The following is a 22,922-nucleotide window of genomic DNA, read 5'->3' on the forward strand; positions in this document are numbered from 1 at the left end:
GAAACTAATCTTATACTTATATTTCCTTAATCATATTTAAGAAATTATCTAACTTATATGCGCCATCTACATTACGTTTTTCATAAACCATAAAATAACGATAATTATTCCCAGCTTTATTTACCCAAAGACTACCTAATCTAATTTTTTGTTCAGCATCTAAATGATCACCTTTCGTTTCTAATAAAATCGTTTTTCCACTTTTTGCTTGAATAATAAAATCAGGATAATGGTTTACAAAACCATTTATGCGAAATCCTTTACGTTCAATATTTCTTGTCCAAAAAGCAATATTAGGCATGTTAGCGATTTCATTAATAACACGCTCTTCAAAGCCATTCATACTACCTTCTTTCTCATAAAGAGACTTTGTAATATCTTTGGATGTTTCTCCAGGTGAAATACTTTGCGGCAATGTGAATGAAGATTTAACGAATACTTTATCTGTATCTAAAAACTCTTTGAATTGCTTTTCGGCATGAATTTCAGACAACGCAGTTATTTTTGCTTTGATTTTATCTTTATAAGTATATTCATTATTTGCTAAATCAGTATACTGCTCATCTTTAAAGTCCTCTAAAATTCGATTGATGTATTTTTCAATTTCTTTATCCGGAATTGGAAACATATTCCCAATTAAATCCATCAATCGTTTTGTCAAATTTCGTATTCTACTCTCCTTTCTTGATGGATCTAGAATATAAGTCATTATACTTTCTTTTACATCACCGTCTAGCTTTATAAACGTAGGTGTATGGCCTTGTTTAGTTTCATCTAGATCTACCTTATAAAGTTCAGATGTAATGCTATCAAATGCAATATTTGTGTCTGCTTTGCCCAATGCAAAACCTTCTAACAAATTTTCTTTTTCGAGCGGAACATCTTCTTCTTTTTTTCCAAATAAATCATTTGCCGGAATCTTTAAGTAAAATTGAGGCAATTGCAAATTTGAAGCTGATTCTTGAAAAATAGTTTTGATACTGTGTGTCTTCACAAGTTGTTTGAGTGCATGAGGTAGAATATCTGAATTACTTGATTCCATTTCCAAAACTACTTTTTCAAATGCAGCATTTTGTTCTATTGCCGTTTGTTCAATTTCTAAGATTGAATTGTTAGCAATTGTTTCTTCAGAAGGAATGCTTATTCTGCTTATATCAATATCTGAAACAATATCTTCCAAATCATTATCTAGAGTTTTAAAAACTGTGAGCTGTTCTAATGGATCGTGCTTTTTTAAACCATCTTCGTTTGTTATATCTGCAACTTTATAATCGTTGTCACTAAAGCCAGCTTTGTTTAAGCCTTTTACAATATTGTCTAATGTGTCAAGAAATTTTGATGAAGCTGTTAATACATAACTCAAATTGAGTAATGGAAAATTGTGCTTCATTACATAAGGCTGACGCAATACTCTACCTAAAATCTGTTCTACATCTACAGCTGAACTTTTATCAGCCAATGACGCGAGTATATATGCGAAGGGGCAATCCCAGCCTTCTTTTAAGGCATTGATAGTGATAATATAACGTACTTCACACTCTTTACTTAATAAGTCGATTCCTTTTAGTTCATTGATATTAGCTGTTTTTATTTTTATCTGTTCAGCAGGAATTTTCAACTCAATTAATTTTTCTTTCAACTTCTGAACATTGGATTTTTCTTCTTCTTCATTTGAAAAATCTTTTCCATTCTTGGGTTGTGCCTGAAACAATACAATCGGACGAATGTATTTACCACCTTGCTTTTCCTCTTCTATAGCTTGTAATTCCAAACGTTTTTGCAATTGCAAAGAAGAATTAATTACCTCTGTTTTATCCTGATGATTGTAAACAATGACCGGTAGTTTCACCATACTCTCTTTTTTCAATTCAAGTGCATCAATGAAACTGATAATGTTACTGTTTTTCCTTGGTGTTGCTGTTAAATCAAGAATGAAGCATGGATTAATTTCTTTAAGCATATCAACGCTTAAATCACTCTCTGCATTGTGGCTTTCATCTACTATTACTAAAGGGTTCAAATAACTTATAACTCCACCTAAAGTAATTTCTTTATCTCTACCCAATAAATTTTCAAATGATTGTAAATTTCCATTTTCCTGAAATACTTTCCGGTCTTCCTTATTTTTAGCTCGCAAACTATCGAAAGTAAATACCATTATCGTCAGCTGCTCTTTAACTGACGTAGCATTAAATCCATTGCCTTGCAACAATGCTGATTTATCTAGAACCTCTACCTTATTACCGAAATGCGCATTAATTTTTTGACGATAGGGATGGGAAGGATCTTTGAGATTTTTTATTGTTTGATCTAAAATAGTAATAGAAGGCACAAGCCAAACAACTGCTTTAGGCTTATCATAATTAAAACCATCGAAAATAGTTTTGATTGCATTACAGGCTATGAATGTTTTACCGCCAGCCGTAGGCACTTTGATACAAATGTGCGGAACACGCGGAACATTATTTTTATAGGGTTCAATTGCATTACCTAAAGATGGGAACAATGGAGTCTTAGGGTGCTGCGACCAAAAATTATAAAAGGCATCACGCACATCTTTTGTTTCCTGAATGTTTTCTAAAAACAATGAAAGGTCATTGATTACCTGTTGTTGGTATGGCTTAAGTTCCATTAAAATCGTGTTATGTCTCTTGGTATTTTTTTAAAGATGATATGATATTTCGTCATCAAGTTTTTTGTGAGCAAACAATTGTCGGCATAAATAACATACTGCTCTGCTTTTGTTTTCATACTTGATAAGAATGTATGATCAAGTGTTGTAATTTCTTCTGGCTTGTAATAGAAGTAATAAGAAGTTTCGTTATACTTGCCTAAAAAGGACTCATTATCATTGTGCGCAGATTCAATAAGTGGCTGCGTTGTTTCAGTATAGAAAATATAGTTGCGTATTTTGTCCACACCAACTTCTTCATTCAATATTCCATTTTCTATGAATAGAGAAGGGCCTAATTCATAGAAATCGAAACTGCCACCGGTTCCTTCATTGCCTGCATATCCATTAATAACTCTTTTTACTCTTTCTGCTGTAATGGTTTCAGCATATTCTTCCATCTCAACAAGAATAAATTTTCGGTTGCCCCCATCTCTTTTATTGAGATTTAAAACAGCATGTGCAGTTGTTCCACTGCCTGAAAAACTATCAAGAATAATATCGCCTGAATTTGTAGAAATTTGTAAAATCCGTTCAATTAATTGATAAGGTTTAGGACTGTCAAAAACATTTCCTTCAATAATTTTATTTAATTCTTTTTTGCCTTCCTGATTATGTGATACCTCATCATATTTCCATATCGTCTGTGGTACTACGCCATCATTAACTTCAAATAAATATCTTTTAAGTTGGGGTTTACCATTTCCATCTTTTCCAAAGTAAAATCTATTTTCAGAAAGCATCTGTATTGACTTCTCTTCACTAAATCTGTAGCAATTTCCCTTAGGAGGAAAATACTCTTTACCATTATTAGGGTTTTTTATACCAAATACACCAGTTTCAGAAAATGATTTAACTAAAACATTGTCAGGCCTCCAAAGGCCTCTTCCATCATTGTCGTTATATTTGTAGAATTTATTTTGTTTATCAGTTCTTGGTGATAGATTACGTTGCCATTGATTTTTAGATTTTGAATAGACAATTATAAAATCATGTGAAGCAGAAAAATACTTAGCATCATTTCTTGGAGAATAATTTTTTTCCCAAATTATATTTGAAATAAAATTTCCACTACCAAAAATTTCATCGCATATCAACTTTAGATTTCCTTGCTCATTATCATCAATAGAAATAAAAATTGCTCCATCATCTGCTAAAAGTTTATGTAGTAACTTTAATCTAGGATACATCATACACAACCATTTGTCATGACGTGTTAAATCTTCTGCTTCTTTACCAACAACCTTACCTAACCACTTTTTTATTTTAGGATCATTAACACTATCGTTGTATACCCAATTTTCATTTCCTGTATTGTATGGAGGATCTATATAGATACATTTTATGCTCCCTTCGTATTCGGGCAATAAAGCTTTCAGCGCATCCAGGTTATCGCCATGAATGATTTTATTTCCGCTCTTTGTTTCTTCTGCTGATTGCTTGGCATCCTTAAATCCATATGAATGTTCCAAAACTTTATATGGCACATCCATGTGATGATTAATTACCTTTTCTTTCCCTATCCAGTGTAATGTTGGCATTTGTTATTTAAAGCACATATATGAAATTGATTCAGACCTTCTGCATCTAAAATCACTTTGTACTACACAAAATATCTTAAAAGATGCTTTTAAGGCTTTATAAATATACTATAAAGATACTAAAGTATCATATAATGACACTTTTATACCATTAAATGAAACATTTGAAAATTGGAGTTGAATAAATTCGTTCTGTGAAAAGTTCAATAGGACAAAAAATCAGAAGAATAAGAGCAAGCCTAGACCTTACTCAAGATAATCTTGCTTATGAGCTAGGCATTACAAAAAGTGCTTATTCTAAGATTGAAAGAGGTGAAACCAATGTGTCAATTAATCGACTAGCAGAAATTGCTAAAATATTAGAAGTTGATATTGTTGATTTTTTCAAAGATCCCGAAAACACAGCTGGAGATCCAAAAGACGAATATGGATTTGCCACTAAAAAAGATATTGAAGAAATGGCAAAAATGATACAATCACTAGCCAAAGAAATTAGTACGCTTAAAGCAGTACTTCCTGCAAAAAAATCCAACACTACAAAAGTGAAGAGTAAAAAGTAATTATTGAATTATTACTTTTATTTCCTAGCTACACACAATCGATTTCATTTTCATGATTAACTGCATAAGCAATTGCCTTTTTTATAAAATCATTTAATGAAATGCTTTTTTGACTTGCAATGATTGAAGCCTTACGATGCAGATCACTTGTGATACGAATATTGAAACTACCTTTAAAAGTCTTCTCCGGTTGCTTCCCGAGTTCTTCACAGGTAGTTAAATAATCATCTACACTTTCTTCAAAAGAAGCTTTTAATTTTTTTACAGTTGTTCCTTCAAAAGTCACCAAATCATTAATGCCATGAATTTTTCCGTAAAAAATTTCATCTTCATTACTGTATGAAACAGTCCCTATATAATCTTTATATGTTAAAACATTTTCCATTGCTATTTACTTTAAATTCCTAAATGATCTATTATTTGCTTGATCACATACGCTTTAAGAATATCTGAAGGATGTGGTTTATGCAAGCTGATTATTTGGTTTTGAGCATTGCAAAACTTTCTTCTTGAACCTCCTGTTTTTCCTTTCTTTAATTCCTCGTATCCATAATATGCCAGTACTTTTACAAGTTCATCCCAGGTGAAATCTGTTGGATCGGATTTCAACCGGGCAATAAGTTTTTCTATTTTGCTCACTTAGCTGGTTGTTAAAAAATAAACGTGTGCAACTGAATTATAGTTGCAATATATTTGGTTTAAATAAAAAAATCAAGGAATTTCTGCGAAATGCCGAAATTCATTTGACTATTAACTACATAGATTTCATTTCTTATTCTCGAATAAAAGCCAAAATTTTACTTATAACTAAAAAACTCACTCTCCCCCCTATAAAACACACCGCTATTCGTTGTTACAAAATATTTGTGATCAAAATAGGTAACAGAATTTATCACAGATGTTTCTAAGCCATCATTAATAAGTTCGACATAATCTATTCCATTATTTTTTATTTGAATATGGAAGAGTTGTCCATTATAGCTGCCTATAATTTTACCATTTGTTTGGTACGGTTTTATAACTGATCGTTCAAATGAACTGTTAAATTTAGGTGTCCAAGTTTCTCCTTTGTCGGGAGAAAAATAAATGTAATTGTCAGACACTGCATACACACTATCTCCTTTAGAAAAAAACTGCCTAGGGAATGATGTGAATGTATACTTCTGCGAATAAGATCCATCAGACAAAATTTTATATATGCCATTCGCATACGAAATTAAAAAACAATCATCATACCCAAACATGATTGGTCTTGAAGTAATGTAAGGAGAAGGGATATCTATTTTTTTTGTAAAAAAAGTGTCAATTTCCATTCCAGAAAAACTCTCCTTAACAGAAACGAATAACATCCGTGTTTTGAGATCTTTCTTTTGATAAAACGTTAATAAATCATCGTTTTCATTTATAGCACCGGATGCCATTGGGCTATTCGTATATTTATAATGATTTAATCCTCCAAAAGCAGTATCGGTATATTTGGGCAATAAAAAGTAATCTAACGAATGATATATTAAGTTGTTTAAACAAATCATACCCTCATCAGTAACGCCCATTGCATAGTTTTCCCCTATAGGATATTGTCTGTCTGGATACAGATCAGACTGCACGCCAGAGAATAAATTATTACTTGTTTCTCCTATCCCTATTTGACTGTAATCTTTACCCATAATAAACAGGTAGTCGCCAGAAACAGCTGAGTTTGTAGTGATCTTTTCATCAAAATCATATCCGCCAACTTTTTTCCAGGCGTGTTGTTTTTCTACTTCAATGATTTTTTCTTTTTTACATGAAAAAAATCCGATGGATAAAAATGCTGTCAATAAAAATAATCTACTATTCATAAGCTAATCGATAAGTTTCAAAAATGAATCTAATAAATTATTTTATTAGTTGTTTCAATTGAACGAATAAAATCCGTTTTTATCATCCTCACAAATCTGCCGCCATTAAAGGCGTACAGAAAACATTCTATTGTCTGTATATTTTTATTTTTTAAATTGAATAAATCCTACTCCAGACTGACAAAAAAAATGCCCCGAATTTCTTCGGGGCATTTTCAGTATATACAATTTTAACTTTTTGCTTACGCATAAACCGTATCCAGCATGCCGTGGTCTTTCGCTTCAAGGCTTGTAGCACCCATTAAGAAAAGATCTACGTTGCGTGCAGCTTCACGACCTTCAGAGATTGCCCAAACTACCAATGACTGGCCTCTGCGCATATCACCTGCTGTGAATACTTTATCTACGTTTGTTTGATACTTGCCATTTGCTTTGATGTTGCCGCGCTCGTCGTATTCTACACCCAATTCATTCAGCATGCCTGCATGTTGTGGATGTAAGAAGCCCATCGCTAACAATGTCAACTCACATGGAATCACACGTTCCGTACCCGGTAATTCCTGGTACTTCGGAAGCTTGCTGTCCGGTGCAGTTACCCAGCCCATCTCAGCAATTTTTAAACCTGTTAAGTTTCCTTCTGCATCACCGATGAATTCTTTTGTAGTAATAGACCACAAACGATCGCAGCCTTCTTCATGCGAAGTAGACGTACGCAAGATCATCGGCCAGTTTGGCCAAGGTGTTGTTTCGTTTTTATCACTTGGTGGTTTTGGCATCAATTCAAATTGCAATACACTTTTCGCACCGTGACGGTTTGAAGTACCTACGCAATCCGAACCTGTATCACCACCACCGATTACTACTACATTTTTAGCAGTAGCTAATAAGTCGCCGTTTTTATACGCTTCACCTGTATGATCAATTTCAGTTTTGATGTTGGCGTTGCGTTTGTTTTGCTGACTCAAAAATTCCATCGCGAAATGTACACCCTTGAATTGTCTTCCCGGGATCGGCAAGTCACGACCAACTGTTGAACCACCGCTTAATACAACTGCATCAAAATCTTTAACGATATCTTTTGCTTTGATATTAACGCCAACGTTCGCATTTGTTTTGAAGATAATTCCTTCTTCTTCCATCAATTTAATACGACGGTCGATTACCCATTTCTCCAATTTGAAATCCGGAATACCGTAACGCAATAAACCACCTACCTGATCAGCACGTTCGAATACCGTTACTGTGTGACCGGCGCTGTTCAATTGAGCAGCAGCAGCCAAACCAGCAGGACCAGAACCTACAACCGCAACTGTTTTACCAGTACGTTTCTTCGGAGGGTTTGCTTTTAAGATACCTTTTTCAAATGCAGTTTCAACAATGCTCTTCTCGATGTTCTCGATCGTTACAGGCGGTTTGTTGATTCCAAGTACACAAGATGCTTCACATGGTGCAGGACAAATTCTTCCTGTAAACTCAGGGAAATTGTTTGTAGAGAATAAGATCTCTGCAGCTTCTTCCCAATCGTTTCTGTATACCGCATCGTTGAATTCAGGTATGATGTTACCCAGCGGACAACCGCTGTGACAGAACGGTACACCGCAGTTCATGCAGCGTGCAGCCTGATTTTTTATTTGCGTTGCAGAGAAATCTAAATAGAGTTCTTTGTAGTCTGTAAGACGTGCTTTTGGATCTCTTTTTCCTGGCAATTCTCTAGCGAATTCCATGAACCCGGTTGGTTTACCCATTGATTACGGCCTCCTTATTTCCTTGACTTTTTCTTTTTAACAAAACTGCTTTGTAATCTGAAGGCATTACTTTAACGAAATCCTTCACTGCATTATCCCAATTGCTAAGGATAGACTGCGCTACATCGCTACCTGTATATTTCAAATGGTTTTCGATCATTGTTTTCAACGCCTGGTTGTCTTCTGCATCCAGCACATCAAACTCGATCATCTCCATGTTGCAACGTGCCGGGAATGTTCTTGCTTTGTCATACACATAAGCAACACCACCACTCATACCTGCTGCGAAGTTACGGCCTGTTTCTCCTAAGATCACAGCCATACCACCTGTCATGTATTCACAACCGTGATCACCGACACCTTCAACAACTGCTTTCGCTCCTGAGTTACGTACACAGAAACGTTCACCAGCTTGTCCGCGGATGTATGACTCACCATTTGTAGCGCCATAGAATGCTACGTTACCAACGATGATGTTTTCACTTGGTTTGAACTTTGCTTGTTTCGAAGGATACAAGATCAAACGACCACCGGATAAACCTTTACCCCAATAATCATTCGCTTCACCTTCTAATTCAAACTGTATACCTGGTGCTAAGAAACCACCAAAACTTTGTCCTGCAGAACCATTGAATTTATATTGAATCGTTGCATCCGGTAAGCCTTGTCCTTTGTGTCTTGTAGACACTTCATAAGACAACATCGTACCCGCAGAACGATCAATGTTTTCAATTTTATATTCGCCTTTAACAGGAGTTTTATTTTCTAAAGCAGCTTTTGCATCGCGTACAAGCGTGATATCAAGGATGGCATCCATGCCGTGATCCTGTTCTTCCGTTTTGTATAATCCAACTTCCGGACCAGCTTCTTCTTTGTATAAGATTTTGCTTAAGTCAAGATCTTTGAATTTCCAGTGATTGATGTCCGTACGTTTTTCTAAGTTCTGAACCTGACCAACCATTTCGTCAACTGTTTTGTAACCAAGCTCAGCCATGATCTCTCTCATTTCTTCTGCAAGGAACGTAAACATGTTCACTACGTGTTCAGGCTCACCGCTGAATAATGCACGAAGCTCTTTATTCTGTGTAGCAACACCTACCGGGCATGTATTCAAGTGACACTTACGCATCATGATACAACCTACAGAAACAAGCGCTGCAGTTGCAACACCAAATTCTTCAGCACCTAATAAAGCTGCTACTACTAAATCTTTACCGGTACGGATCTGTCCATCGGACTGAACCGTGATACGACTTCTTAATTTATTTTTAACCAATGTCTGATGCGCTTCAGCTAAACCAAGTTCCCAAGGTAAACCTGCGTGACGAATAGAACTGATCGGAGAAGCTCCTGTTCCACCATCGTAACCAGCGATCAATACTAAATCCGCGTGTGCTTTACTAACACCTGCTGCAATTGTACCAACACCTGCTTCAGACACTAACTTAACACTTACACGTGCTTTCGGATTTGAGTTTTTCAAATCGAAAATCAATTGTGCTAAATCTTCAATCGAATAAATATCGTGATGCGGAGGAGGAGAAATCAAACCTACACCCGGCGTAGAGTGACGTACACGACCGATCCAGTCATCCACTTTGTGGCCTGGTAACTGTCCACCTTCACCTGGCTTTGCGCCTTGTGCCATTTTGATCTGCAACTCATCGGCATTTGCCAAGTAGTAACTTGTAACACCAAAACGACCTGAAGCTACCTGCTTAATTGCAGAACGCTCCCAATCGCCGTTTGGCTTGCGATCAAAACGAATTTCATCTTCACCACCTTCACCTGAATTTGATTTACCACCGATGCGGTTCATCGCAATTGCAAGTGTAGAGTGCGCTTCGTGAGAAATAGAACCGAATGACATTGCACCTGTAGCAAAACGTTTGTAGATGTTTGCTGCCGGCTCTACTTCATCGATCGATATAGATTCTCTTGTTTGTTTAAATTTCAATAAACCACGTAATGTGATTGCTTTCACACTCTGATCATCGATCAGGTTTGAATATTTCTTGAATACCTGATAATCCCCTTTGCGACACGCTTGTTGTAACAAGTGGATCGTTTGCGGATTGAACAAGTGGAATTCACCACGACGTTTCCATTGGTAGATACCACCCACTTCCAATTTCGGACGCGGTACAGGTACTTTCGGATATGCTTGTGCGTGTTTGATCAACGCTTCTTTTGCGATGCCATCTAAGGATAAACCACCGATTCTTGAAACGGTATTTGTAAAGTATTTCTCAATAACTTCTGTGCTGATACCCAATGCTTCGAAGATCTGAGCGCCTTGGTAAGACTGAAGTGTAGAGATTCCCATTTTAGAGAATACTTTCAACAACCCATTGTCAACAGCTTTGATGTAATTGTAGATCAACTTCTCTTCAGCCAACTCCGTTTGAAGTTCGCCGCTGCGTTTCATTCCAATTACAGTTTCAAATGCTAAGTACGGGTTAATTGCAGAAGCACCGTAACCGATCAATGTTGCAAAGTGATGTACTTCCCATGCATCTCCGCACTCTACCACGATACCAACTTTACCACGCTGACCTTCACGAATTAAGTGATGGTGTACAGCAGCAGTTGCTAATAACGAAGGAATTGGTGTGTGACCGCTATCAACTTTACGATCCGTTAATAATATAATAGAGTAGCCATCATTCACAGCATCTGAAGCATACTTACAGATGCGAGTCAATGCTTTTTCTAAGCTGCCCGGCATTTCGTCTGCTTTGAAAGTTATTTCCAACGCTTTTGTCTGGAAATGTTTATCATCGATCTGACGAAGTTTTTCTAAATCGTTGTTTGTTAAAACCGGCTGGTGTAACTCAACCATACGACAGTGGTATGGAGATTCATCCAATAAGTTTAACGAACCACCTACATACGATACAAGCGACATAACCATACGCTCACGGATCGGATCAATTGGCGGGTTTGTTACCTGCGCAAACAATTGTTTGAAGTAGGCAGACAAGTGCATCGCCTGATCAGACAAGATTGCAAGCGGAGCATCTATACCCATTGAACCAAGCGGCTCGTAGGCTGTTGTTGCAATTTCACCGATGATCACACGTAAATCTTCAGACGAATAACCAAACACTTGTTGTTTTTTCAACAAGGCTGCAGCATCCGGCTGATTGTATATGATTTGTGGTTCAGGCTGCTCACTTAATTTGATTTTGTTTTTTAACCACTCACCGTAAGGTTTGCGTGTACAAATATCATTTTTAAGTTCTTCATCACTGATGATACGTCCTTGCTCTAAATCAGCAACGAACATTTTACCAGGCTGTAAACGACCTTTTGTAACTACTTTAGAAGGATCTACATCGATAACACCAACTTCAGATGCCATGATCACCGTATCATCATCTAATAAGCACCAACGTGAAGGGCGAAGACCGTTACGATCCAATGTAGCACCTACAATTTTACCATTCGTGAATGAGATCGAAGCCGGACCATCCCAAGGCTCCATCATTGCAGCGTGGTATTCGTAGAACGCATGTTTTACTTCAGACATAGACTCGTTGCCGTCCCATGCTTCAGGTACAAGCATCATCATTACGTGTGGTAAATAACGACCGCTTAATACAAGTAATTCAATTACGTTATCTAAGTGTGCTGAATCTGAGTTGCCCGGATCACAGATCGGCAACAGCATTTCAATTTCTTCTTTTGTAAATACAGTAGAAGTTAATAATGCTTCCTGTGCACGAATCCAGTTTACGTTACCTTTTACCGTGTTGATCTCACCATTGTGTGCGATGTAACGGAAAGGCTGCGCCAACTTAAATGACGGGAATGTATTGGTAGAGAAACGTGAGTGAACAACTGCTAATGCTGAAACCATTTCAGGTCTTTGCAGATCCAGGTAAAACTGTTTTACCTGAGCAGTCATCAACTGACCTTTATATATGATTGTTCTGGAAGAGAATGAAGCGAAATAAAAACGCTGATTCACTACCTCGTTATTTAATGTTTCTTTAACAATACGTGTAGCATAGTTACGAAGCACATATAACTTTCTTTCGAATGTTTCTACATCTTTAACACTATCCGGACGCTTAACAAAGAATTGCTCAACGGAAGGTTCAACAGCAATTGCGCTGTCGCCCATCATTGAACCGTCTGTAGGAACAAGTCTATAGCCTAAAACCGCTAAGCCAAGCTTTTCTGCCTGACGGCTCAAGATCTTCTTGCACTCTTCCTTCAGCTTCTCATCCTTGGGTAAGAATAACATACCGACACCATACTCGCCAAAGGCTGGCAACTTAATGCCACTCTTGACACATTCATCCACGAAAAATTCGTGGGGAACCTGAAGAAGGATACCAGCACCATCGCCGGTATTAGTCTCGCAACCGCAAGCACCACGGTGTTCCATACGCTCAAGCATATGTAGGGCATTTGCAACTGTTTCATGAGATTTTCTGCCTTTCAGGTTGGCTACGAAACCAATTCCGCATGAATCATGCTCGAAACTAGAATCGTACAGGCCGGTTTGATTGTTCTCTCTCATCTACGCTATTGTTATATTATTATTAGAACAGATACTATGTTGTTATTGCTTTAAAGACCCTAAACAAATTTTTTTGAAATTCTGTTCTTCCAACATTTGTATTGACTTATCGCCTTTTTACAAAATCTTCAGTTTTTATTCAGAATCGGGGTTTTTCTAAAACTTCAACCTAATTATTCTTGGAATAGTACCAGAATACATTGTTTTAGTAGGTTTAAAGCGGAAATCGACTTGTAATTTACATATTATTTGCGAAAAAATAAACTTATGAAACCTAAAATAGTTTGAAAATCGGCTCCATGTAATGTTCTTTTTAATTTCAGTAATTTTTTTGACTGAAAAACGGCTTTTTAATGCGTTTTCCACTCATTACCTGTTAAATTTAGATTCAATCTAAATTTTATCAGAGATGAACAGGCATTTTCTACTTTTCTGCTTCCTACTTCCAATTTTAGGATTTTCTCAAATTCCGAAAATTCCGGGATCTATTGGCGGTGTTTCTACATCCAAGATTCTTAATAAAACAAAAGACTTACTGATTACGCAATTAGATAAAAGTAAAGCCGAATACGACACAACCAGTTTTAATTATGCTATTTCATTAAGCGACAATGCTGGATTATATGAAAACGAAGAAAAGTGGCTGCGCAATCAAAAATTATTTTCAGATGTATTGAAGAAAACAGACGGTACAAGTTCAACACCGCTTCAGCAGGCCGAACAGGAAAATGAAGTTGGGGAAATGATGTATGCCTCAAATAAATATACCTCTGCCGAAAACGCTTTCCGTGCTTCGAAATTAAAATTCGAAGCGAATGCACTAACCAGTGAAACAAGTTACAGCAAAGTAATCTCAAACCTTGGCTTGCTCTATCACACAACCGGTCGCTATATAAAAGCAGAAGAATTAGAAAAGCAGGCAATCGCACTGCGCAAAGAACAAGCAGGCGAAGGAAGCATAGCTTATGCTGCATCCATCAACAACCTTGGTGTGCTTTATAAAGATATGGGCCGATATACAGAAGCTGAATCTTTTTTAAATCAAGCCATAAAATTAAATAGTGTAAGCCCGGGCAAACAATCTGCAGCCTATGCCATTACCTTAAACAATCAGGCTATGCTCTACGAAGAGATGGGACGTTTTCAGCAAGCCGATCAACTTCTTTCTGAAGCGATCAAAATTGCTTCGGAAGTAATGACGGAGAAATCTACGAACTATCAACGCTTACTGATTAATCAGGCCCTGCTTTATGAAGGCATGGGACAATACACCAAAGCCGACGAGATTTATAAAAAAGCCATTAGCATCAAAGAAAAGAAGTTAGGAACGAGCCATCCGGACTATGCCCATTTATTGAATCTTCAGGCAGAGCTGTACATGTTAATGAAGAAGACTACGGAAGTAGAAGCGCTGCTAAAAAAATCATCGGACATTTATTTAAAAAAATTCGGAGCGAATCACCCTTCCTATGCAGGAGTGCTGCACAATCTTGGAAATTATTACCGCATTCAAAATCAACAAACACCTGCATATACAAATTTAAATAAAGCCTTAACCATTCGTGTTCTTGCTCTGGGCGACAAACATCCGGATGCGCTTCAAACAAAAGAGTCTATTGCTTTGTTGGATTGGCAAGCAAAAAACTACACAGCTGCTGCGTCGGGCTTTCAGACAGTATTGGATCAGGATATGATCCTGATCAACGAATATTTTTCTGCATTAAGCGAAGCAGAGAAAGCACGTTTTTGGGATAAGATCCATCCGCACTTTGATCATTACGCATCCTTTGTTGCAGATGCTTATCAATCTATTCCTGAATTAACGGGACAATTATATACATACCAGTTGTCAACGAAGGCGCTGTTGTTAAATGCAAGTACGAAAATTCGTCAGCAGATTCTTTCCAGCAGTGATGCCTCTTTAATACAGGAATATCAGGAGTGGCTGGATTCGAAAGAATATCTTTCACGTCTGTATGGAATGTCAAAATCTGATCTGGCAGAACAAAAGATTAATCTGGATTCGATTGAAAATTCAACAAATACAAAAGAGAAAAACCTATCAGCAAAGTCAAGTATCTTCCGATCAGGTTATACAACGAAGACCATCACATGGAAAGATGTACAAGCTGTTTTAAGTACAGAAGATGCAGTCGTGGAATTGATTCACATTACAAAATTTAATAAAGAAGTTACGGATACCATTTATTATGGTGCACTTGTATTGACCAAAGAATCTATCACACCGCAATTTGTCGTTTTAAAAAACGGTAATCAGTTAGAGAAACGCTACCTCGCTTATTATCGAAATTCAATAAAAAGTAAAACTGCAGATGAATATTCCTATGCTCAATACTGGCAGGAAATTGATAAATCTTTAGGTGCTAAAAAATCCATCTATGTTTCTATGGATGGGATCTACAGCCAGATCAATATCAGTACACTGCGCATGAGTGATGGAAGTTATTTATTTGATAAGAAGAATTTTTTATTGGTGTCAAATTCAAAAGACATTATAAAATTAAAGTCTGAAACACCAAGTCAGGCTGCTCTGACAGCAACGTTAATAGGGAATCCTTTATTTGGAACATCCGGAAGTGTGGCACCTCTGCCGGGAACAAAACTTGAACTCGAAACAATAAAAACAGCCTTAACGGTAAAAGGATATAAAGTAACGAGTTTTGTACAGGCTGAAGCCAGCGAACAAAACATACGGAAAGTTTCCAATCCTAAAATTCTTCATATCGCTACGCATGGTTTTTTCATAGCAGAAGCAGGGGGCGAAGAAAAAACAATGGGCATTGAAACCGAACGTTCTGCACTCAATCCGATGCTGCGTTCAGGTTTGTTAATGTCGAATGCAGAAGCTGCAATGGATGGAACATCTGAATTTGGAATTCTTACCGCCTATGAAGTAATGAACCTGAATTTAGACAAGACTGAAATTGCAATTATAAGTGCCTGCGAAACAGGTTTGGGAGACGTTAAGAACGGTGAAGGTGTTTACGGTCTGCAGCGCGCATTCCTTGTTGCAGGCGCAGATGCACTGATAATGAGTTTATGGAAAGTGAATGATGAAGCAACTCAAAAATTAATGACAAGCTTCTACAAGAATTATTTATTGTTAAACAATAAACAAAAAGCATTCAAGGCAGCGCAGGCCGAACTTAAAGCGTTATACAAGGATCCGTATTATTGGGGTGCTTTTGTATTGATACAATAAAAAAGCGCCCTTCTCCTGAAGGAGAAGGGCTGGGGATGAGGTCTTAGGATGAACTGAATCTATCAGTGCATTTAATTTATTTCTTAATATATATATCATGTTCAAAAGAAAACATCCTGTCCTTCTTCCAGCTCTTTATTGATGGTCTTAAGAACAACATCAATTTCTTTTGCTTCGTAATCAATCTTATCAAACAAAAAAAGATAATCTGTTTCTCCATCCAGTTTAGCCAATTGCAAGAGACCCAAAATTCTTGCTAACGGTCCTCTCACGTGATGTGCGTTGGTGTATGCATACTTAATCAGATATTCGTTTTTCTGTTTTACGTTATTGGTTCGTTGCTCAACAATACTTTCAAGATTTTGATTGATTTCATTTAATTCATTTCTGCTTTCAACCAATTCATTATTCTGGTGCACCATCAGAACAGTCTGTTCCAATAATTTGATATTTTTTTCTTTTAGTTCTAATGTAATCGAATCATACTTATTTTTTAATGTACCTGCCGAACAGGTTATGATCAAGTATACCATAAAGTATGCTGTGAAATTTATGATAACCTGGTTTACATTATCATATTTATAAAATGAAATATTCGAAATATGATATATGGATACAATAAACATGCCTGTATAAATAAAAGCATGTATCCAATTTTTAATTGCGCTCTTTAATAAAATTGAAATTGAAAAGCCAACTACCACTAATGCAATCATAGCTGTAGTAATACTTTGAGAATACGCAATGCTAATACCCAGCAATGCTAATGCTGAAAATGAAAGGGGGATAATAAGTGCTAAAAAATAATAGCCCCATTTGTGTAAAACCATTCCAATGGCAATACTTGTTAAAATACCTATGTCTACTAAACCTCCAAAACCTAAAAAATCATCTGAACTCATAAACAATAAGTCTACAGCTACAATAAGTAAAACTCCCACAAAAGAAATTCTGAGAATTGTTTTTAAGAAAAAATCTTCGATGCGCTTTTCAGTCATAACTATTATCTAATGCAATACAATTTACGAAGAATCAAATAAATACCGTTCATAATCAAATCATAAAAATTTGGTTAAAAATTAGTAATATTATAGAAGGGAACATCCATGCAAATATATCTACCTTTGAATCTATGCAAGCGTTAAAATCTCAAGAAGATAATATATTTGTTCTCACACTTTCAGTACTTTTTATTGTATTTAATCAAAATTTGGGACTAATGCCGCTTTTAGCAGATGAGCCAACAAGAGCGTTGGTTTCTCTGGAAATGCTGCTGCGAAACAATTATATTTTTCCGACTCTTGGCAATGAAGCCTACCTGAATAAACCTCCGCTCTTCAATTGGATCCTGGCAGGTGCTATGTATCTGATCAAAGACTATAAAGAATGGCATCTGCGACTCATCTCTATAATCCCTCTCTTTATAATTGCCATTACCCATTACGTAATCATCTCAAAAGAAATAAATAAAAAAGTTGCTTTATGGAGTAGCCTTGCATTTTTAACCTGCGGCAGAATCTTATTTTACGATTCGATGATGGCTTACATTGATCCGTTGTTCTCGTTATTTATTGTGCTGAATACCTATTGGATGTTCATTCAATCAAGGAAACCTTTATCGTTATACTTTTTTATTGTATCATATTTGCTTTGTCTCTTGGCATTCTTTTTAAAAGGATTGCCCGCATTAAGCTTTCAGGGGTGTACCCTGCTTGCAGTATGCCTTTATCGAAATAAAATTAAATCGCTACTATCTCTTAATCATTTGACAGGCATTGCAGTCTTCTTTTTATTTACAGCAATTTATTATTACGAATATGGCACTTATGCTAACACATCAACCCTCTTCACCAATATTGTAAGTCAGTCTTCTCAGCGCACACCGCTTGCTACAGAGATATCTGATTCATTGATTCATTTAGTGCAGTTTCCGGTTCAATTCATTTTAGATTTTGCACCTCTGAGCTTTTTAATAGTATTTGTCTTCAGAAAAAATACTTGGAGCATTTTAAAAGAAAATGAATTTGTTTTGCTGAGTCTTGTGTTCATTGTCTCAAATATCTGGCTCTACTGGATCTCATCCGAAACACGTGCACGCTATTTATTCATGTTTCTTCCTATGTTTTTTACGATAGCATTTTATATGTATGAAAAATACCGTTCAACTCTTTCTGAAAAAATAATAAAAGCAATTGCATTGCTTATTGGTATCCTACTTGTTGTAATGTTAATCGCGTTAAATTTTATAGAACGTTTTTCTTTTATCGAACACAAAGAATTTATAACCGTAGGACTGATTACTCTCATTGGTATTTATCTTTTCTTTAACTACCGCTATTCATTCCCCGGAATTTTATCAATTGTGATTGCATTGATACTTGTCCGAATCACATTTAATTTTTACATACTTCCATTGCGGGAAAAAGAAGCTCCGGAGTCAAAGAATAGATTGATTGGTAAAAAAATTGGTGAGCTTACAAAAAACGACCGTTTGATTATATTAAATCGCGCTCCCGTTAATCACGATCAGCTTTATTATATGACCAAAGAACGTCATGCATTAGTCGAACAAAACTACAAGGCCATAGCACCGCAAAAATATCTAAAATTTAAAAAGAAGATCCTGCCTATCTCCATAGATTCTGTTCCCAGAGAAGGCATCATAAGACGTTTAAACGACACCTTGGTTGTAAATGATTCAACGTTTGAATATTATCAGAAAAAAAATCGCCTGGAAAAAATACGAGAAAGAAAAAACGTGCCGAAGGGGTATTATATTTGCACTCAGTTGGATGCAGTACGATATGAATTGAAAACGATTTTCCTGTTTGAAGTTACGCATCAAGGTTTAACATTGGCGCTCGCTAAAAAATGAAGTACTTAAAAAATCCGTATGTAAAATTTTCTATAAAACTTTTGTTTACAATTGTGCTACTCGCAATTGTATTTAAAACTGTTCCTTTTAATGAAGTAATTCATACCATTTTTCATACAAACCTTATTTGGCTTCTCATTGCAATCGTTTTTTTTATTCTTTCGAAATATTTTTCATCTGTTCGACTTAACGATTTTTTAAAAAATGCACATACAGAAGTAGATACAGCATACAATATGAAACTGTATCTATTAGGTATGTTTTATAATTTTTTCCTTCCTACCGGTATAGGCGGAGATGCATATAAGGCAGTTAAAATTCACAACGATTATTCCTATCCACTTAAAAACATTGCGTCTACCATTTTGCTTGATCGCATAAGCGGCTTGGCTGCATTGGTTAACATTGCTGTTGTTTTTTCATTTTATTATTTGAGTTTGGTTCAAAGCGTTATGCTGTTAGCCCTTGTTCTGGTCGGAAATGTACTGTATCATTTTTTAGTTCGAAAATTTATTTCAAATCGGCTTATTTCGTTAAAAACAGAATTGCTCTCCTTATTTGTTCAATTGTCTCAATGCATATGTGCCTATTGCATCCTTAAAGCGCTTGATATTGCGAACAACGAACTGATATACATCATTGTCTTTCTGATCTCTTCTATTGCTTCGTTATTTCCATTAAGCATTGGTGGAGTCGGTGCCAGAGAATATACCTTTATGATTGCATCAACATACTTTCACTTGCATACAGAAAAAGCTATTGCGATTGGATTGCTATTTTATATCCTTTCACTAGTTGTATCACTTTTCGGTTCGTACTTTATTTTCAAGCCGATATATCCAATAAAAACGTATGTTTAACTCCATGCCCGTGATACAAAAAATATCTGTAGTTGCGCCTGTGTATAATGAGGAAAAAAATATTCCTGAATTATGTAAACAGCTGCATCAGGTTTTATCCAATCTACCTTATGAATTTGAAATTATATTGATAAATGATGGAAGCGCGGATCTTTCACATCAAAAAATTTATGAAATGGCGCTGCTCTATCCCGAAGTTAAAGGAATAGATCTGGCGGGTAACTACGGACAAACGCTTGCATTACGTGCAGGATTTGAATCAGCGAAAGGCGATGTGATTATCGCGATGGACAGTGACTTACAGCACGATCCGAAGGACATCGCACGATTCATGCAAAAAATTGAGGAGGGATATGATCTGGTTGGTGGTGCAAAAGAAACCAGACCCGATGGATGGTTCAAATCAAAACTCTCTTCTTTAGCGCATAAAGTTATCAGCAAATTAGCGCAGGTTGACATGAGTTATTTCGGCGCAACCTATAAAGCATATCGTTCTTATTTATTAACGCAAACAAATTTATTGGGCGACAGTCATCGGTTTATGGGTGCTATTGTTGCACGTAAAGGTATACGTTATACGGAGATTCCAATCACCATACATGAGCGCGCCCATGGTACAAGCAACTACAAAATGAATAAGGTCTGGAAAGTTTTATTAGATCTGATCTTTTTAAAATTTTTCATTTCATACTTAAACAAACCATTCCGATTGTTCGGAAGCATCGGTTTTTTATTTTCATTTGTTGGCTTAGCTGGCGTTGTTTCCATTTCAATAGGAAATTTCTTTTTCAGTTTAAATGTCAAAGAAGAATATCTTGTAGAATTTTTCAGCAGTGCTTTCTTAATTGTTATGGGCCTGTTGTTCCTCAGCATTGGAGTACTTGCTGAGATTGGCGTATATAATTATTATGGACAAAAAAGAAAATCGCCGTATACGATCCGAACAATTATTAAAAAACCCAATCATGCCAAAGAAACTCATTCTTAATGCAGACGACTTCGGTTGGGACAACGATGCAACAAATGCAATCATTGAATTGGTTGGGTTGGGCAAAATTCATAATACAACGGTATTGGCAAATCATGTACAATCAGTTGATCTGATACGTTTGAAAAATACTGGAGCATCTATTTCTATTGGATTACACACATGCCTTAACGAAGGAAAGTCCTTGCGTAGTACACCTTCTTCTTTAACTGATGAACATTGCAATTTTTATTCTTCAAAAGATCTCTTTATAAAATGTCTTCGTAAAGAAATTTTATACGAAGATGTTTTACATGAAATAAAATTGCAACATAATTTTTTGCTCGAACATGGCATTGCTGTTACGCATGCAGATAGTCATCAGCATATTCATCAATATCCATTCCTGGGCAACCTTATTACAAAAGCACTAGCTGAAGTAGGGATTGCCAGAATCCGAAATTGCAATCCGTATTCTGTTTACGATCTGCGCAGAGTAATCATTAAAACATTTTGTTTGCTGACAGCTAAAAACATTGATGCATTCAAACATCCGGACGTACTCATTACAGATTTTACGAATACAACTATTTCCTTTCAAGATCGGGTTCCGGAAATTTTAAAAAGCATTGCATCCTCCAGTCATCATACAATAGAATGGATGTGCCACCCGGGTTTTGAAAACAGATCTACTTCGTACTTACAGCGCAAAGCTGAATATAATTTTTTGAAAAATGCAGATTGGGAAGATCTGTTAAAACAATTGCCGATACAGTTATCGCAATACAAGGAACTATAAATTAAACCAGCCAATTAGGTTCAGCTTCAATACGCATAGCTTCATTTGTTTTTGGATGTGTAAACTCCAATGCATACGCATGTAATGCAATTGAATTTGGTGCATACTCCATATCTGAACCATACAATATATCGCCCAGAATTGGTGCGCCTGCATATGCCAGCTGCGCTCGTATCTGATGGTATTTGCCGGTATGCAGCGCAATGTCCCAAAGCGTGTAATTTTTATAAGGAGTGGTTGTATAACTTAGCAATACTTTGTCGGTATTAGCCTGTTCGTTTGGATAAATAATTGCTTTTTTATTTTTCGTGTCTTTAAACAACCAGTTTTCCAGCGTTGTTTTTTCTGACAAAGGTTTGTTATTTGTTAATGCCTTATAATACTTTTTAACTGAACGCTGAGCAAACTGTTCACTAAGATCTTTCAGCATCGATTTCTTTTTAGCAAAAAGTACAACTCCGCTCACCGGCCGATCCAAACGATGTATGTGTTGTGCATACACTTCTTTGTTCGGATGCAAACTCTTCTTTACATATTTCTGCACCTGTTGTAATAAATTCGGATGCCCGTTCCGATCCGGCTCCACCATCAAGCTGCATGGTTTATTAATAAGAAGAATGTCATTGTCTTCAAACAAAATATAATCGGGAACATTAATAATAATTGACATGCTTCGTAAGGCTGATTTATTTATTCAGTAAATGTATAAATGCAATTGCACATGCTTCTGAAGCTTCCGGTCCGTTTGCTGTTAAGATTAGTCCATCTTCAACCACCTCTTCTTCGGGCAAGCCAATAGCTCCGTATTCTTTTGCCATAGAACTGAATACACCATCTTTATTAAAACCGGTACATTTTTTCCCTTTCAATAATCCCCATTTTAAAAAATTGCGTGGCGCAGCACAAATGGCAGCAATGGGTTTCTTTAATTCCAAAAACTTTTCAAATACAGCTTTCGCTTTTATATTATCTATGTATTCTATTGAGCCGGCCCCGCCTACAAAAAAGATCCCATCGTAATCAGCAGGATTCAGATATTCAATTAACACATCCGAAGAAACAGAAAATCCAAAACGCCCTGTTGCTGTTAATTTCGTTGAGGCAACACGTACTTTTATTCCGGATTGTTCAAAAAATGCTTTAGGAACGATGAATTCGCAATCTCTAAATTTTTCTGAAGCCAAAAGCATAACAATTCGTTTGTCCATTTTAAATGAGTTTTGCCAATTTTTAATGTTCCATTTTAATGCAAATATACCCAGTATACCTGCATTTTACGTCTGCTATTGAATTAAAAATTGCATTTTTT

General features: G+C 36.3%; 16 protein-coding genes. 6 read left to right on the forward strand and 10 right to left on the reverse strand.

The features are described from left to right. Positions 1–16 precede the first annotated feature (16 nt). Both A3EE_RS0100800 and A3EE_RS0100805 read right to left on the reverse strand, forming a co-directional pair. Positions 17–2,632, reverse strand: a complete 2,616-nt coding sequence (locus A3EE_RS0100800; protein ID WP_018341514.1) for a DEAD/DEAH box helicase — start codon at positions 2,630–2,632, stop codon at positions 17–19. Then, positions 2,632–4,212, reverse strand: coding sequence for a site-specific DNA-methyltransferase (locus A3EE_RS0100805; protein ID WP_018341515.1), 1,581 nt, complete (start codon positions 4,210–4,212; stop codon positions 2,632–2,634). The genes A3EE_RS0100800 and A3EE_RS0100805 overlap by 1 nt, the downstream gene beginning before the upstream one ends. Positions 4,213–4,406: 194 nt before the next feature. Here A3EE_RS0100805 and A3EE_RS21090 point away from each other — a divergent pair, with 194 nt between their 5' ends. Next, positions 4,407–4,772, forward strand: a complete 366-nt coding sequence (locus tag A3EE_RS21090) for a helix-turn-helix domain-containing protein (RefSeq protein ID WP_018341516.1) — start codon at positions 4,407–4,409, stop codon at positions 4,770–4,772. Positions 4,773–4,800: 28 nt separating this feature from the next. On the opposite strand, the gene A3EE_RS0100815 is transcribed toward A3EE_RS21090, so the two are convergent. From A3EE_RS0100815 to gltB, 5 genes are all read right to left on the reverse strand, one after another. Continuing rightward, complete coding sequence (locus A3EE_RS0100815) at positions 4,801–5,157, reverse strand: type II toxin-antitoxin system HicB family antitoxin (RefSeq protein WP_018341517.1); 357 nt, start codon at positions 5,155–5,157, stop codon at positions 4,801–4,803. Between the two features lie 11 nt (positions 5,158–5,168). Further along, positions 5,169–5,411, reverse strand: coding sequence for a type II toxin-antitoxin system HicA family toxin (locus A3EE_RS0100820; RefSeq protein ID WP_018341518.1), 243 nt, complete (start codon positions 5,409–5,411; stop codon positions 5,169–5,171). A gap of 158 nt (positions 5,412–5,569) precedes the next feature. Then, complete coding sequence (locus A3EE_RS0100825) at positions 5,570–6,613, reverse strand: hypothetical protein (RefSeq protein ID WP_018341519.1); 1,044 nt, start codon at positions 6,611–6,613, stop codon at positions 5,570–5,572. A 242-nt stretch (positions 6,614–6,855) separates the two neighbouring features. After that, positions 6,856–8,358 carry a glutamate synthase subunit beta gene (locus A3EE_RS0100830; RefSeq protein ID WP_018341520.1) on the reverse strand — a complete coding sequence of 501 codons (1,503 nt, stop codon included), beginning with the start codon at positions 8,356–8,358 and terminating at the stop codon, positions 6,856–6,858. Then, positions 8,351–12,889 carry a glutamate synthase large subunit gene (gene gltB, locus A3EE_RS0100835; protein WP_018341521.1) on the reverse strand — a complete coding sequence of 1,513 codons (4,539 nt, stop codon included), beginning with the start codon at positions 12,887–12,889 and terminating at the stop codon, positions 8,351–8,353. Before gltB ends, A3EE_RS0100830 begins: the two co-directional genes overlap by 8 nt. Positions 12,890–13,298: 409 nt before the next feature. Between gltB and A3EE_RS0100840 the strand changes: the two genes are divergently transcribed. After that, positions 13,299–16,112 carry a CHAT domain-containing protein gene (locus A3EE_RS0100840; protein WP_018341522.1) on the forward strand — a complete coding sequence of 938 codons (2,814 nt, stop codon included), beginning with the start codon at positions 13,299–13,301 and terminating at the stop codon, positions 16,110–16,112. A 101-nt stretch (positions 16,113–16,213) separates the two neighbouring features. Here A3EE_RS0100840 and A3EE_RS0100845 read toward each other — a convergent pair whose 3' ends face one another. Next, positions 16,214–17,110, reverse strand: a complete 897-nt coding sequence (locus A3EE_RS0100845) for a HAMP domain-containing histidine kinase (protein WP_018341523.1) — start codon at positions 17,108–17,110, stop codon at positions 16,214–16,216. Between the two features lie 221 nt (positions 17,111–17,331). Between A3EE_RS0100845 and A3EE_RS0100850 the strand changes: the two genes are divergently transcribed. Genes A3EE_RS0100850 through A3EE_RS0100865 form a run of 4 tightly spaced genes read left to right on the forward strand, consistent with a single transcriptional unit; the run spans position 17,332 to position 21,613 of the window. After that, a complete protein-coding gene (locus A3EE_RS0100850) occupies positions 17,332–18,987 on the forward strand; it encodes an ArnT family glycosyltransferase (protein ID WP_157446820.1) in 1,656 nt (551 codons plus the stop codon). Then, positions 18,984–19,847, forward strand: coding sequence for a lysylphosphatidylglycerol synthase transmembrane domain-containing protein (locus A3EE_RS19810; protein ID WP_018341525.1), 864 nt, complete (start codon positions 18,984–18,986; stop codon positions 19,845–19,847). Before A3EE_RS0100850 ends, A3EE_RS19810 begins: the two co-directional genes overlap by 4 nt. Positions 19,848–19,851: 4 nt before the next feature. Next, the gene (locus tag A3EE_RS0100860; protein WP_033417399.1) at positions 19,852–20,835 is read left to right on the forward strand and encodes a glycosyltransferase family 2 protein; all 984 of its coding nucleotides are present in this window, start codon (positions 19,852–19,854) and stop codon (positions 20,833–20,835) included. Further along, entirely contained in the window at positions 20,813–21,613 is an 801-nt protein-coding gene (locus A3EE_RS0100865) for a carbohydrate deacetylase (protein ID WP_018341527.1), read from the forward strand. The genes A3EE_RS0100860 and A3EE_RS0100865 overlap by 23 nt, the downstream gene beginning before the upstream one ends. Position 21,614: 1 nt before the next feature. On the opposite strand, the gene A3EE_RS0100870 is transcribed toward A3EE_RS0100865, so the two are convergent. Together A3EE_RS0100870 and A3EE_RS0100875 are read right to left on the reverse strand one after the other, a co-directional pair. Further along, entirely contained in the window at positions 21,615–22,283 is a 669-nt protein-coding gene (locus tag A3EE_RS0100870; RefSeq protein ID WP_018341528.1) for an RluA family pseudouridine synthase, read from the reverse strand. 16 nt (positions 22,284–22,299) lie between these two features. Further along, positions 22,300–22,821: a DJ-1/PfpI family protein gene (locus A3EE_RS0100875; RefSeq protein ID WP_018341529.1), complete on the reverse strand. Its 522-nt coding sequence runs from the start codon at positions 22,819–22,821 to the stop codon at positions 22,300–22,302. Positions 22,822–22,922 lie beyond the last annotated feature (101 nt).

Source organism: Cytophaga aurantiaca DSM 3654, from assembly GCF_000379725.1.
In the GTDB taxonomy this organism is placed as follows: Bacteria; Bacteroidota; Bacteroidia; order Cytophagales; family Cytophagaceae; genus Cytophaga; species Cytophaga aurantiaca.